Origin of the sequence: Microbacterium fluminis (genome assembly GCF_051549805.1) — a bacterium.
Taxonomy (GTDB): Bacteria; Actinomycetota; Actinomycetes; order Actinomycetales; family Microbacteriaceae; genus Microbacterium.
On the sequence record NZ_CP196042.1, the window covers coordinates 36,104 to 50,083 of the forward strand.

Genomic DNA, 13,980 nt, shown 5'->3' on the forward strand with positions numbered 1-13,980 from the left:
ACGCGGGCGCCGCACACCGACCGGGCGGAAGGAAGCGGGTTCCGCGGGGGCGGAAACAGACCTGGTTGTCCGCTCCCAGCGTTTTCACAAGAATGGCCGGAAGGAGGCGGATCGATGAGGATCCTTGTGGTCTGCGGTGCAGGCGCGTCGAGCACGTTCGTCGCTCAGCGCGTCCGTCATGCCGCGCAAGGTCAGGGGCTCCCCTACACCGCCTTCGCCGGCACCGAGCTGTCGCTCCCGATCGACCTCGATGCCGCGGACGTCGTCCTGGTCGGTCCGCATCTCGCTCACGCGCTGACCCGCATCGAGCGCGACGCGGCCCAGCGCGGAACGACGGTCGTGCTGCTCCCACCCGACATCTTCACCGATCTCGACGGGACGCGGACGCTCGCGCTGGTGCGCGATGCGATCGCCCGCCCCGAAGAGAAGCTCCCGACCGCCGCCGGCGACTGAGACCCCGCAGACAACGAGAGGAACGAACATGGCACCGCTCACCCGCACCGTGCGCATCGGCTCGTCGCACGGCCTGCACGCCCGCCCGGCGAAGCTGTTCGCGCAGGCGGCGAAGGACTCCGGCATCCCGGTGACGATCGCGAAGGACGCCGGCGCACCGGTGAACGCCGCCAGCATCCTCGGCGTGATCGCGCTGGGCATCGAACAGGGCGACTACGTCACCCTCACCGCGGACGGGGATTCCGCCGAGACCGTGCTCGACACGCTTGCCGAGCTGCTGACCACCGACCACGACGCGGCCTGAGGGCTGCAAGACGACGCGGTCCCGAGCGCACTTCGGGCCCGCAGAAGGAGAGACCGGACGATGGCAGAGCTACGAGGCGTGGGAATCGGTCTGGGCGTGGCCCAGGGACCGGTCGCCCGCATGGCGGAGCCGCTTCCCGCCCCCGCCGACACCCCCAGCGCGCTGAGCCCCGACGAGGAGACGACGCGTGTCGGTGAGGCCGTCTCTGCGGTCGCCCGCGAGCTGGAGGAACGCGGCGCGCAGGCCGGCGGCGCCGCCCGCGACGTGCTCGAAGCCCAGGCGATGATGGCCGAGGACCCGAGTCTCGAATCCGAGATCGGCACCCGCATCGCCGCCGGCAAGACCGCCGAGTTCGCCGTGTTCGACGCCTTCGCCTCGTTCCGCGACACGCTCACCGCGATGGGCGGCTATCTCGGCGAGCGCGCCGCCGACCTCGACGACGTCGCCCAGCGGGTCATCGCACGACTGCGCGGGGTGCCCGCACCGGGTGTGCCCGACCCGGGGCATCCGTTCATCCTCGTCGCGAAGGACCTCGCCCCCGCCGACACCGCCCTGCTCGACCTCGAGAAGGTGCTCGCGCTGGTGACCACCGAGGGCGGACCCACGTCGCACACCGCGATCCTGGCCCGCGAGAAGTCGATCGTCGCCGTCGTCGGCGCCGTCGAGGCGAAGGGACTCGCCGACGGCGAGACGGTCATCGTCGATGCCGCGAAGGGCGTCGTGACGACCCAGCCCACCGCCGACGAGCTCGCCGGAGCGCAGAACCGCGCCGAGGCGCGCGCCTCGGCGGCATCGGCGCCGATCACGCCGGGGGCGCTCTCCGACGGCACCGCGATCCCGTTGCTGGCCAACCTCGGCAAGCCCGGGGCGGCCGCCGACGCCGTCGCCCTCGGTGCGGAGGGCGTGGGGCTCTTCCGCACCGAGTTCCTCTTCCTCTCGTCGAACCAGGCCCCCACGGTCGAGCAGCAGCGCGAGGCCTACACGGAGCTCCTCGCGGCGTTCCCCGGCAAGAAGGTGGTCGTGCGGGTCCTCGACGCCGGCGCCGACAAGCCGTTGGCGTTCCTCAACGATGCGCACGAGGAGAATCCCGCCCTGGGGCTGCGCGGCATCAGGGCTCTCCGCGCCAGCGAGGACATCCTGCGCGAGCAGCTGACGGCGCTGGCCGACGCGGATGCCGCGACCGACGCGGATCTGTGGGTGATGGCGCCGATGATCGCCACCGTCGAGGAGACGGAGTACTTCACCGCGCTGGCCCGCGACTACGGCGTGAAGACCGCGGGCGTCATGGTCGAGGTGCCGGCTGCGGCGCTGCTGGCCGACCGCGTGCTCGTGGACGCCGACTTCGCCTCGATCGGCACGAACGACCTCACCCAGTACACGATGGCGGCCGACCGGCTGCTCGGGTCGGTGGCGTCGTTCCAGGACCCCTGGCATCCGGCGGTCCTGCGCCTCATCAAGGAGGTCGGCGATGCGGGCCGCGCCCACGGCAAGCCCGTCGGCATCTGCGGCGAGGCCGCGGCCGATCCGCTGCTGGCCGTGGTCCTCGTCGGACTCGGCGCCACCAGCCTGTCGATGGCGCCCACGGCGCTCGCCGACGTGCGGGCCACCCTGCTCCAGCACTCCCTCGACGACGCGAAGGCGATCGCCGAGGCAGCCCTCGCCGCGAACGACGCGGCATCCGCAAGAAGCGCGGCGAACGCCGCGTCCCAGCACACCAAGGAGACACAGCCATGACAACGGCGTCACCAACGAAGCCCGGAGGCGCGCGCGTCGCGGTCCAGCGCTTCGGAACCTTCCTCTCGGGCATGATCATGCCCAACATCGCCGCGTTCATCGCGTGGGGATTGATCACCATGCTCTTCATCCCCGCCGGGTTCTTCGGCGCGAAGAGCCCCTTCGGCTGGCACTGGTATCCGGTGTCGGAGATCATCGGCGGCGGCGGCGACCCGAGCGTCATCGGGTGGAACGGCGCGATGACGGCGCTGTCGGCCGGCGACGTCGTCGGCTACGTCGGCCTCGTCGGCCCGATGATCACCTACCTGCTGCCGCTGCTGATCGCCAACACCGGCGGTCGCATGGTCTACGGCGCACGCGGCGGCGTCGTCGCGACGATCGCGGTCATGGGCGTCATCGTGGGCACCGACATCCCGATGTTCCTCGGCGCCATGATCATGGGCCCGCTCGCGGGCTGGATCACCAAGCAGATGGACAAGATCTGGGACGGCAAGATCAAGCCCGGCTTCGAAATGCTCGTGAACAACTTCTCCGCCGGCATCCTGGGCATGATCCTCGCGATCGTCGGGTTCTTCGCCTTCGGACCGGTCATGCTCGGCATCAGCGCGTTCCTCGGCGGCATCGTCGCGTGGCTCGTGCAGTTCAACCTGCTGCCCGTGCTGTCGGTCATCGTCGAGCCGGCCAAGGTGCTGTTCCTCAACAACGCCATCAACCACGGCGTGTTCACCCCGCTCGGCATCGAGCAGGCGGCCAACACCGGCAAGTCGATCCTGTTCCTCATCGAGGCCAACCCCGGCCCCGGTCTCGGTCTCCTCCTCGCCTTCACGTTCTTCGGCGTCGGCGCGGCCAAGGCCTCGGCCCCGGGTGCGATCATCATCCAGTTCTTCGGCGGCATCCACGAGATCTACTTCCCGTACGCGCTCGCCAAGCCGATGACGATCCTCGCCCTCATCGCGGGCGGTGCGACCGGCGTCACCACGAACATGCTGCTCGGCGGCGGTCTGGCCTTCCCGGCCGCTCCCGGCAGCATCATCGCCGTGACGGTGGCGGCGATCGGCCCCGGTGCCGCGAACCTCCTGGTGGTCTACCTCTCGGTGGTCCTCGCGGCGGTCGTGACCTTCCTGATCGCCGGGGTGATCCTGCGGTCCTCGCGCAAGCGGGACCTGCTCGCCGAGGGCGACTCCTTCGGCGCGGCGATCGCCCAGACCGAGGCCAACAAGGGCAAGGAGTCGGCGGCGCTGGCAGGGCTCCGTCAGCGCGCCACGGCGAACGCCGCGGCCGAGGGCGACCAGCTGGGCGTCCAGGGGGCGGAGGCCGCCGACGCGGTCGCCACCGGCACGGCCGTGTCCGAGCGGCCCATCCACAGCATCGTGTTCGCCTGCGACGCCGGAATGGGGTCGTCCGCGATGGGTGCGAGCGTGCTGCGCAACAAGATCAAGAAGGCGGGCATCGAGGGGGTCACGGTCGTCAACCAGGCCGTGGCGAACCTCGACGGATCGGCCGATCTGGTGATCACGCAGAACCAGCTCACCGACCGCGCACGTGCGCAGTCCCCGAAGTCGGTCCACGTCTCGGTGGACAACTTCATGAACTCGCCCAAGTACGACGAGGTCGTAGACCTCGTCCGTCAGCAGCACCAGGATGGTGCGTAGGCGCTGAGACCCCGTAGGGCCGGGCGGCGCGATGCCCCCGGCCCTCCGGCATCTCTTCGAACAACTGGATGCTGCGGCATCCATCCCTCTATGAAAGGCGAGCACGATGGCACGCGACGTTCTGAGCATCGGCCAGGTCCGCATCCACTCCGGCGGGGCGACCCGGGAAGAGGCGATGAAGGAGGCGGCCGACATCCTCGAGGCCGCGGGTGCCGTCACCAGCGCCTACTTCGACGCGATGCAGCAGCGCGAGGTCACGGTGTCCACCTACATGGGCAACGAGCTCGCCATCCCGCACGGCACGAACGAGACCAAGGCCGCGATCCTCGAGTCGGCGCTCTCGGTCGTGCGCTACGACGGCGGCGTGGACTGGGGCGGAGAGCCGGTCACGTTCGTCGTCGGCATCGCCGGCAAGGGCGACGAGCACCTCGAGATCCTGTCGCAGATCGCGATCCTGTTCTCCGACGAGGACGAGGTGGCGAAGCTGAAGCAGGCGCAGACGCCCGAGGACCTGTTCGCGCTCGTCTCCGCCGCGGGCGTGTGATGAAGGCGGTCCACTTCGGCGCCGGCAACATCGGGCGCGGCTTCGTCGGCCTGCTGCTGCACCAGGGCGGCTACGAGCTGGTGTTCTCGGATGTCGCGGCCCCCCTGGTCGACGCGATCAACGCCGTGGATTCGTACACCGTGCACGAGGTGGGCGAGGGCGGCGTCGACACCGTCGTGACCGGGTTCCGCGCGGTCAACTCCGCCGAGCACCCCGACGAGGTGATCGACGAGATCGCCGGCGCGAACGTCGTCACCACGGCCGTCGGCCCGACCATCCTGAAGTTCGTCGCCCCGCACATCGTGGCGGCGCTCGCCCTGCGCGACCCGTCGTCGCCGCCCCTGCAGATCATGGCGTGCGAGAACGCCATCAACGCCACCGACCTGCTCCGCGATGCGATGGTCGAGCTCGCCGGCGAGGCGTGGGAGGCGCTGTCGGCCCGCGCGGTGTTCGCCAACACCGCCGTCGACCGCATCGTCCCCGGCCAGCCCGAGGGCGCGGGCGTCGACGTGACCGTCGAGCCGTTCTACGAGTGGGCGATCGAGCGCCTGCCGTTCGGCGACGACCCGCCCACCATCCCGGGCGCCCATTTCGTCGACGACCTCGAGCCCTACATCGAGCGCAAGCTGTTCACCGTGAACACCGGCCACGCCACGACCGCGTACTTCGGTGCACGGGCGGGCGTGGAGCGCATCTCCGACGCCCTCGCCGACCCGGCGATCGCGGCCTCGGTGGAGGCGGCGCTCGAGGAGACCTCGGCGCTGCTGGTGGCCAAGCACGAGCTCGATCCGTCCGTCCAGGCGGAGTATCGCGCGACGATCCTGCGACGGTTCCGCAACCCCGCACTCCCCGACACGGTGTGGCGGGTCGGCCGTCAGCCGCTGCGCAAGCTCTCCCGCCACGAGCGGTTCGTCGGTCCCGCCGCGGAGGCCGCCGAGCGCGGGCTGCCCGTCGACGCGCTGGTCGCGGCGATGGGTGCCGCCCTCGAGTTCGACGACGCCGAGGACGCCCAGTCGGTCGACCTCCAGCGACAGCTGCGCGAGACGGATGCTTCGACCTTCACCGCCTCCGTCACGGGCCTCGAGCCGCAGCATCCGCTCTTCGCCCGCGTCGGGGCGATCGTCGCCGCCCGCCAGGCCGAGCTCTCCGCGTAGCCGTTACGTCGTAGCCCCGCGGGAGCCGCTCTCCCGCGGGGCGCGCGCGTGCTCTAGAGTCGTGTCCGTCGGGCACCTACCCGCCGCCCGGCGCGACACGACGACGTGTGGAGACGAATGAACGCTCCTCGCCATGCCCTCCCGCCCGCGCTTCCCGGAGCGTCGGCGTGACGCGAGTGCTGGTCACGGGCGGTGCGGGGTTCGTGGGGTCGTCGGTGGTCGCGGCCCTGGCGGCGCACCCGGGGATCGGCCGGGTGATCGCCGGCGACGTCCGCCCGCCCCGGCAGCCTGTCGACGGGGTGATCTACGAGCACTGCGACGTCACCCGTCCCGATCTGATCACGCCGCTGCTGCAGCGCTACGCGATCGACGTCGTCGTGCATCTCGCGGCGATCGTCGATCCGGGCCGCGACATCGCACGCGAACACCGCGTCGACGTCGAGGGGACACGCCACGTCATCGACGCGTGCCTGGCCACGGGGGTGCGGCGCCTGGTCGCGGCCTCGTCGGCGGCCGCCTACGGCTTCCATCCCGACAATCCCGAGTGGCTGCGCGAAGACGACGCGCTGCGGGGCAACGACGACTTCCCGTACGCCCGCAACAAGCGGCTCGTCGAGGAGATGCTCGCCGAGGAGCGGGTGCGACATCCCGACCTCGAACAGGTGGTCTTCCGGATGTGCACCGTCCTCGGCCCGACGGCGCGCAATCAGGTCACCGTCCTGTGGGACGGGCCGCGCATCCTCGCCATCCGCGGCACGGAGTCGCCGTTCGTCTTCGTGTGGGTCGACGACGTCGCGGGCGCGATGGTGCGTGCCGCCACCGACGGTCCGCCCGGCGTCTACAACCTCGCCGGCGCCGGGCGCGTCACCGTACGGGAGATCGCCGAGCGCGTCGGCAAGCCGCTGCTGACGTTCCCCGCCGGCCTGCTCTCGCTCGGCCTGCGACTCGGACGGATGCTGCGCCGCACCGCGCACGGACCCGAGCGCGTCGCCTTCCTCCGCTACCGTCCCGTGCCCGCGGCCGACCGTCTGCGCGAGGTGTTCGGCTTCACTCCGGCGCTGACGAGCCGAGAGGCGTTCGAGGCCTATCTGGCTACCCACCCGGCCGTCTCGCACCGCTGACCGCCGCGGCGGGAGGCCTGTGGAGAAACGGATTCGTGGGAGCGCTCCCGGGTGTAGTGTTCCCGAGCAGTCACCCACCGCCGTGGGCGGGCCGCGGGCTCTGGGGATGGTGCGCGGACCGGCTTCGGCCGACAGTCCGGAGAAACAATGAAGTTCATGCAACGGCTGGGCCGTTCGTTCATGCTGCCCGTGGCGGTGCTCCCCGTTGCCGCGATCCTGGTCGGCATCTCGAACTGGATATCCACCGTGGCCGGTGTCAACGTCGTCACGACGTTCATCAGCGCCGCAGGCATCGCGATGCTCGACAACATCGCCCTGCTGTTCGCGGTCGGCATCTCGCTCGGGATGGCCAACAAGACCGACGGAACATCCGCCTTGGCCGGCCTGGTGTCGTGGCTGACCGTCACGTTCATCCTGTCCCCCGCGACGGTCTCGACCCTGTACGGCATCGACGTGACGGCGGTCGACCCCGCGTTCGGCAAGATCCAGAACGTCTTCGTCGGCATCATCTGCGGTCTCATCGGCGCGTTCGCGTACAACCGGTTCAAAGACACCAAGCTGCCCGACGCGCTGTCGTTCTTCTCCGGCCGGCGCTCTGTCGCCCTCGTCGCGGCCGGCATGTCGCTCGTGGTCGCGGTCGTCCTGCTGTTCGTGTGGCCGCTCGTCTTCAACGGCCTGGTCACCTTCGGCGAGTGGATCGTGACCCTCGGCCCGGTCGGCGCCGGCATCTACGGCTTCCTCAATCGCCTTCTGATCCCGCTCGGCCTGCACCACGCCCTGAACTCGGTGTTCTGGTTCGACGTGGCCGGCATCAACGACCTCAACAACTTCCTCGCCGGGTCGGCGGGAGACGGCGTCTTCGGCGTCACCGGCCAGTACATGACCGGGTTCTTCCCGATCATGATGTTCGGCCTGCCCGGTGCCGCGCTCGCGATGTACGTCACCGCCAAGTCGACCCGCAAGAAGGTCGTCGCCGGCCTGCTGCTCTCGGCGGCGATCTCGTCGTTCTTCGTCGGGGTGACCGAGCCGCTCGAGTTCTCCTTCATGTTCCTCGCGCCGTGGCTGTACCTCGTGCACGCCGTGTTCACGGGCATCTCGCTGGCGATCTCCTCGATCCTGCCGGTGCGCTCGGGCTTCGGGTTCTCGGCCGGCTTCGTCGACCTGATCCTGCAGTGGGTCAATCCGCTCGCGCAGAACCCGTGGATCATCTTCGTGATGGGCGTGTTCTGGTTCTTCGTCTACTTCTTCGTGTTCCGCTTCTTCATCCGCCGCTACAACCTCAAGAACCCGGGTCGTGAAGACGACGACGTCGTCGAGGAGGTCGGCGACGCGGCATCCGGAGAGGACAAGTACGCCGTGATCGCCGCCCGCTTCCTCGCCGGCCTGGGCGGCAAGGAGAACATCGTCGACCTCGACAACTGCGCGACGCGTCTGCGCCTGGAGGTCGCCGACGTCTCGAAGGTGGACGACGCCGCACTGAAGCGTGCGGGTGCCGCGGGCACCGCCAAGCCGGGCGGGCACTCGGTGCAGGTCGTGTACGGCCTCAACGTGCAGTTCGTCAAGGACGCGATGGACGAGATCATCGCCGGGCGACTCGAGGTGCCCGACGCGATCGCCGCCTGGTCGGGGGCGACCGCCGCGCAGACGGGGTTCGCCGCGGGCGTGGCGACCGCGGTCGGCGTGCCGAACGTGGCGGCGGCGTCGATCGCCGCCGGGGCGGCGGTGGAGGAGGGCGCGCGCGGATCCGGACGCACCGTGCGCCTGCTGCAGCCGGTCGCGGGGACGGTGCTGCCGCTGTCGGCGGTGCCCGATCCGATGTTCGCCGAGGGGACGATGGGCCCGGGCCTCGCGATCGACCCCACCGGAGACACGGTCGTGGCCCCGGCCGACGGCACGGTGGCCTCGGTGTTCCCGACGGCCCACGCGATCGGCCTGGCCCTCGCCGACGGCACCGAGCTGCTCATCCACGTCGGCATCGACACGGTCGGGCTGAAGGGCGACGGCTTCGAGACGCTCGTCGCGGCCGGGCACACGGTCAAGCGCGGCGACCCGCTGCTGCGCTTCGACCGCGCCGCGATCGAGAAGGCGGGCCTCTCGCCGATCACCCCGGTGATCGTGCTCAACGACGACGCCGCGACGGTCGTGTTCGACTGAGTGCACCGGATGCCGGTGGCCCCGCGATCACGCGGGGCCACCGGCATCCGTCGTTCCGCCGTTCCGCGACTACGCTCGCCTCGTGACCTCCGATGCCGCTCCGCCCCGCCGACGGCGCCTGCGCCGCGTGCTGGTCTGGATCGGATCGGTGCTGGGCGGCCTGATCGCGGCCGCCGTCGTGGCGGTGCTGATCTACGCGAACGTCGGCGTCATGGCCGCCGAGCCCGGCCCTCTGCAGGCGGTGCGCGACGATCCGGCGATCGTCCTCGACGACAGCGGCGATTCGATCGTGATGCGACCCGCCTCCGGGGCCTCCGGCGTCGGACTGGTGTTCGTCCCGGGCGCCAAGGTCGATCCGCTCGCGTACGCCGCGAAGCTGTCCGGGATCGTCGCCGACGACCACGTCACGGTCGTGATCACCCGTCCTGTCCTGAATCTCGCGTTCTTCGACCTCCGCCCGCTGTCGGCCTTCACCTCCGCCGCACCCGAGGTGACGACCTGGCTCGTCGGCGGTCACTCGCTGGGCGGGGTGAAGGCCTGCCAGCTGGCTCCGGATGCCTCGGGCCTCGTGCTGTTCGGCAGCTACTGCGCCGGCGACCTCAGCGGCTCGTCGCTCACGGTGCTGAGCATCGGAGGCAGCGAGGACGGCCTGTCGACACCGCAGAGGATCGCCGACGCGCGGCACCTGCTCCCCGCCGATGCGTCGATGGTCGAGATCGCCGGCGCCTCGCACGCGTCGTTCGGCGACTACGGCGCCCAGCCCGGCGACGGCACCCCGTCGATCTCCGACGCCGACATGACGACCCGTCTCACCGAGCTCGTCGGCACGGCCGTCGCCCTCGTCGCCGGCTGACCCGCCGGGCCCCTGACCCGGTCCTGCCTTGTCGCGTCGGTGCAGAACTCCACGGATCCGGCGCCTGGTCGCCCGGACGGGGCGCGAATCGGGTCGGATCACGAGACATCCGTGGAGTTCTGCACACCCATTCGTTCCTCCCCCGGTCGGGAGGAACCCCCCGGTTGTCCACGACCTCCTGCGCACCCGCGCGGAGGGCATCCCCTCGCGGTTCAGTGTGTGGGTGGCATGGGATGACGCAGCAGCACGCCGGATCGCATCCGCGACCTTTCTGAGCCCGAGCGTCCTGGCGGAACGAGGCACGACGCGGCGCACCGCTGCTGCCCTGGTCGCGGCGGGAGACCTGATTCGGCTGCGCAACGGTCGCTCCGTCCCCGCCGACACCCACCCGCGGTTGATCGAGGCGGGGCGACTGGGCGGTCGCCTCGACTGCGTCTCGCTCCTGTACGCGCTGGGCGTCTTCGTCCGCGCCACCGGCGGCCTGCACGTGCAGTTCGAACACGCCACGACGCGCCTCCCCGTGCGTGCCGCCCATGTCCGGGCGCACTGGCGCGTGACCGGCCGCGAGCGCAGCGCGATGGCCGCGGACATCGTCTCTGCACTCGCCCAGGCATGCCGGTGCCAGAATCCCCGCGATGCGGTGGCGACGCTCGACAACGCACGCCACGTCGGCCTGGTGGACGATGACAATCTCGCCGCCGTCTTCCTACGCCTTCCGCGGCGCCTCCGGTTCCTCCAGAGCCTGATGGATGCGCGGAGCGAGTCGGGTCCGGAGACCCTCGTGCGCCTCCTCCTCCGCGGACTCGGCTGCACCGTCGAGGTGCAGGTTCAGATCGACGGTGTGGGTCGAGTGGACCTGCTGGTCGACGGCTGGCTCATCGTGGAGTGCGACAGCAGGGCGCTCCACGAGGGGTGGGAAGCCCAGAAGCGCGACCGACGGCGCGACGTCGCCGCCGCCGCACTCGGCTACATGACGGTGCGCCCGATCGCGGAGGACATCCTGAACCGATACGACGAGATTCTCGGCGCGATGAAGTCGGCCATCCACTGTCGCGCCGTGCAGAACTCCACGGATCGGGCCGCCGATGCGCCGAAGCCACGGAGATCCGGGCTCGCCAAGGGGTGATCCGTGGAGTTCTGCACGCGGCGCCCCACGGGGCGAGCCGTGCTAGCGGTCGAAGCCGTCGGCGATGAGCTCGATGAGCTCCTCGCGCTCCTCCACCGGCAGGAACGCACCGGCGGCGGCGTTGAGCTGGAAGGCCTCCAGGTCGCCGAGGTCGTAGTCGAACGTCTCGACCAGCAGCGCCAGCTCGCGGGTGAGCGAGGTGCGGCTCATCGTGCGGTTGTCGACGTTCACCGTGACGGCGAACCCGAGCTGGTACAGCAGGTCGAACGGGTGGTCGCCGATCTCGGTGCCCCAGCGCTCGATCGCGCCGGTCTGCAGGTTCGAGGACGGCGACAGCTCGAGGGGGATCTCGCGATCGCGCACCCAGCGGGCGAGGTCGCCGAATTGGACGAGCACCTCTTCGCCGGCGCGAGAGACCACGTCGAGGTCTTCGGCGATCCGTACGCCGTGACCGAGGCGCAGCGCGCGTCCATCGATCAGCGCCGAGCGGATCGAGTCGAGCCCGGCCGCCTCGCCGGCGTGCACCGTCGCGGGGAAGAACTCCGACGCGAGATAGTCGAACGCCTCGCGCAGCCGCGACGGCGGGAAGCCGTCCTCCGGGCCCGCGATGTCGAAGCCGACCGCGCCGCGGTCGCGGAAGTCGACGGCGAGCTTGGCGATCTCGAGCGACCGGTCGGTGTGGCGCATCGCGCTGATGAGCTGACCGACACGGATGTCGTGCCCCGAGCTCTCCGCGGCGTCCTCACCCTCTTCGATGCCTTCCTGCACCGCCTCCACGACCTCTTCGAGCGACAGTCCGCCCTGCAGGTGTTGCTCGGGCGCCCAGCGCACCTCGCCGTAGATGACGCCGTCGGCCGCGAGATCCTCGACGAACTCCCGCGCGACGCGCGTGAGGCCCTCGCGGGTCTGCATCACGGCGATCGTGAGGTCGAACGTCTTCAGGTACTCCACGAGGGAGCCGGAGTCCGACTTCTCGGCGAACCAGTCCGCGAGCTCCTCGGCGTCGTTCTCGGGCACCTCGATGCCGGCCTCGTCGGCGAGCTCGATGATGGTGCCCGGACGCAGGCCGCCGTCGAGGTGGTCGTGCAGCGAGACCTTGGGAAGGCGGCGGATCGAGACGCCGTCGACGAGGGCGTCGCCGTTCTGGTCGATGGGCATGGGTTCTCCTGGGGGGTGCGGATATCGGGGTCGGTCAGGCGGTGATGCGCTCGAGCACGAGCGGGCCGGGCGCGGGTCTCGCCGCGCCGATCTCCCACGCCCCCTCCAGGGCGTCGAGGGCACGCTCGAACCGGGTGTCATCATGCCCCAGGAGGGTGAACACGGGTTGACCGGCGCGTACCGGTTCGCCCGGCTTCACGTGCAGATCGATGCCCGCGGCATGCAGCACCGGGTCCTCGGCGCGGGCACGACCGGCGCCCAGGCGCCACGCGGCGACGCCGAAGGGGAGCGCCTCCATGCGGGTGACGTACCCGTCGGCGGGTGCGGTGACGACATGGGTCTCGCGCGGGGCGGGGAGTGCGGCATCCGGATCGCCGTCCTGCGCGCGGATCATCGCCCGCCAGGCGTCCATCGCGCGGCCGTCCTTGAGCGCGGCCTCCACGTCGGCGTCGGGATGGCCGGCGAGCGTCAGCATCTCGCGGGCGAGGGCGAGGGTCAGCTCGACGACATCGGCGGGTCCGCCGCCGGCGAGCACCTCGACCGATTCGCGCACCTCGTTGGCGTTGCCGATGGCGAGGCCCAGCGGAGTGTTCATGTCGGTGAGCAGCGCCGTGGTCGCCACTCCGGAGTCGGTGCCGAGGGCGACCATCGTCCGGGCGAGCTCGCGCGCCCTGTCCACGTCGCGCATGAAGGCGCCGGAGCCGAACTTCACGTCGAGCACGAGCGCGTCGGTGCCCTCGGCGATCTTCTTGGACATGATGCTCGAGGCGATGAGCGGGATCGCCTCGACGGTGCCGGTGACGTCGCGCAGGGCGTAGAGCTTCTTGTCGGCCGGGGCCAGGCCCGACCCGGCCGCGCAGATCACCGCGCCGATGTCGCGGAGCTGGGCGAACATCTCGTCGTTGCTGAGCGCCGCGCGCCACCCCGGGATGGACTCCAGCTTGTCGAGGGTGCCGCCGGTGTGGCCGAGACCACGACCGGACAGCTGCGGGACGGCGACGCCGAAGGATGCCACGAGCGGCGCCAGCGGAAGGGTGATCTTGTCGCCGACCCCGCCGGTGGAGTGCTTGTCGACGGTGGGCTTGCCGAGGGCGGCGAAGCTCATCCGCTCCCCCGAGGCGATCATCGCGTCCGTCATCACGCGGATCTCGTCACGCTCCATGCCGTTGAGGAGCACCGCCATCGCGAACGACGCCATCTGCGCGTCGGCGACGTAGCCGCGTGTGTACGCGTCGACCATCCACCGCAGCGCGTCCTCCGGCACCGGGGCGCCGTCGCGCTTGGCCCGGATGACGTCGACGGCGTCGAAAGGTTCCGGAGCCGTCACCGGCCCGCCTCCTCGAGGTCACGGGGGCCGAAGGCATCCGGGAGCACTTCGTCGATGGTGCGGATGCCCGCCACCGTCTCGAGCAGCATGCCGGGGATGGCGTGCTCGAACAGCAGCTGCCGGCAGCGTCCGCACGGCATGAGGGTGCGGCCCTCGCCGTCGACGCACACGAACGCGACGAGCTGCCCGCCGCCGGACATGTGCAGGTCGCTGATCAGCCCGCACTCCGCGCACAGCGTGACGCCGTACGACGCGTTCTCGACGTTGCAGCCGGCGACGATCCGCCCGTCGCTGACCAGCGCCGCGGCGCCCACCTTGAAGCGCGAGTACGGCGCATAGGCGCGGTGCATCGCGTCGGTGGCCACGGAACGCAGCTCGTCCCAGTCGATGTCGGTCACGG

General features: G+C 70.8%; 13 protein-coding genes. 10 read left to right on the forward strand and 3 right to left on the reverse strand.

All coding sequences use genetic code 11. The features are described 5' to 3' along the window. Positions 1 to 114: 114 nt before the first annotated feature. The 10 genes from ACSJDX_RS00160 (at position 115) to ACSJDX_RS00205 (ending at position 11,095) form a co-directional block, all read left to right on the forward strand. Positions 115 to 453 carry a PTS sugar transporter subunit IIB gene (locus ACSJDX_RS00160; protein ID WP_438353585.1) on the forward strand — a complete coding sequence of 113 codons (339 nt, stop codon included), beginning with the start codon at positions 115 to 117 and terminating at the stop codon, positions 451 to 453. Positions 454 to 481: 28 nt separating this feature from the next. Further along, positions 482 to 757, forward strand: a complete 276-nt coding sequence (locus ACSJDX_RS00165) for an HPr family phosphocarrier protein (RefSeq protein ID WP_438353586.1) — start codon at positions 482 to 484, stop codon at positions 755 to 757. Positions 758 to 817: 60 nt separating this feature from the next. Next, positions 818 to 2,491, forward strand: a complete 1,674-nt coding sequence (gene ptsP / locus ACSJDX_RS00170) for a phosphoenolpyruvate--protein phosphotransferase (protein WP_438353587.1) — start codon at positions 818 to 820, stop codon at positions 2,489 to 2,491. Beyond that, the gene (locus tag ACSJDX_RS00175) at positions 2,488 to 4,143 is read left to right on the forward strand and encodes a PTS mannitol transporter subunit IICB (protein WP_438353588.1); all 1,656 of its coding nucleotides are present in this window, start codon (positions 2,488 to 2,490) and stop codon (positions 4,141 to 4,143) included. Before ptsP ends, ACSJDX_RS00175 begins: the two co-directional genes overlap by 4 nt. Positions 4,144 to 4,249: 106 nt before the next feature. Next, entirely contained in the window at positions 4,250 to 4,687 is a 438-nt protein-coding gene (locus ACSJDX_RS00180) for a PTS sugar transporter subunit IIA (RefSeq protein ID WP_438353589.1), read from the forward strand. After that, entirely contained in the window at positions 4,687 to 5,841 is a 1,155-nt protein-coding gene (locus tag ACSJDX_RS00185; RefSeq protein WP_438353590.1) for a mannitol-1-phosphate 5-dehydrogenase, read from the forward strand. Before ACSJDX_RS00180 ends, ACSJDX_RS00185 begins: the two co-directional genes overlap by 1 nt. Before the next feature lie 167 nt (positions 5,842 to 6,008). After that, positions 6,009 to 6,962 carry an NAD-dependent epimerase/dehydratase family protein gene (locus ACSJDX_RS00190; RefSeq protein ID WP_438353591.1) on the forward strand — a complete coding sequence of 318 codons (954 nt, stop codon included), beginning with the start codon at positions 6,009 to 6,011 and terminating at the stop codon, positions 6,960 to 6,962. Positions 6,963 to 7,118: 156 nt separating this feature from the next. Continuing rightward, on the forward strand, positions 7,119 to 9,116 hold the full coding sequence (gene nagE, locus ACSJDX_RS00195) for an N-acetylglucosamine-specific PTS transporter subunit IIBC (protein ID WP_438353592.1): 1,998 nt from the start codon (positions 7,119 to 7,121) through the stop codon (positions 9,114 to 9,116). Positions 9,117 to 9,198: 82 nt separating this feature from the next. Further along, positions 9,199 to 9,969 carry an alpha/beta hydrolase gene (locus ACSJDX_RS00200; protein WP_438353593.1) on the forward strand — a complete coding sequence of 257 codons (771 nt, stop codon included), beginning with the start codon at positions 9,199 to 9,201 and terminating at the stop codon, positions 9,967 to 9,969. A 223-nt stretch (positions 9,970 to 10,192) separates the two neighbouring features. Continuing rightward, positions 10,193 to 11,095 (forward strand): hypothetical protein, encoded by a 903-nt coding sequence (locus ACSJDX_RS00205; RefSeq protein WP_438353594.1) that lies wholly within the window; start codon positions 10,193 to 10,195, stop codon positions 11,093 to 11,095. 42 nt (positions 11,096 to 11,137) lie between these two features. On the opposite strand, the gene ACSJDX_RS00210 is transcribed toward ACSJDX_RS00205, so the two are convergent. Genes ACSJDX_RS00210 through ACSJDX_RS00220 form a run of 3 tightly spaced genes read right to left on the reverse strand, consistent with a single transcriptional unit; the run spans position 11,138 to position 13,978 of the window. Further along, entirely contained in the window at positions 11,138 to 12,253 is a 1,116-nt protein-coding gene (locus ACSJDX_RS00210; protein ID WP_438353595.1) for an adenosine deaminase, read from the reverse strand. Positions 12,254 to 12,287: 34 nt separating this feature from the next. Continuing rightward, positions 12,288 to 13,580: a thymidine phosphorylase gene (locus ACSJDX_RS00215; RefSeq protein ID WP_438353596.1), complete on the reverse strand. Its 1,293-nt coding sequence runs from the start codon at positions 13,578 to 13,580 to the stop codon at positions 12,288 to 12,290. After that, complete coding sequence (locus tag ACSJDX_RS00220) at positions 13,577 to 13,978, reverse strand: cytidine deaminase (RefSeq protein WP_438353597.1); 402 nt, start codon at positions 13,976 to 13,978, stop codon at positions 13,577 to 13,579. The genes ACSJDX_RS00215 and ACSJDX_RS00220 overlap by 4 nt, the downstream gene beginning before the upstream one ends. Between the last annotated feature and the right edge of the window lie 2 nt (positions 13,979 to 13,980).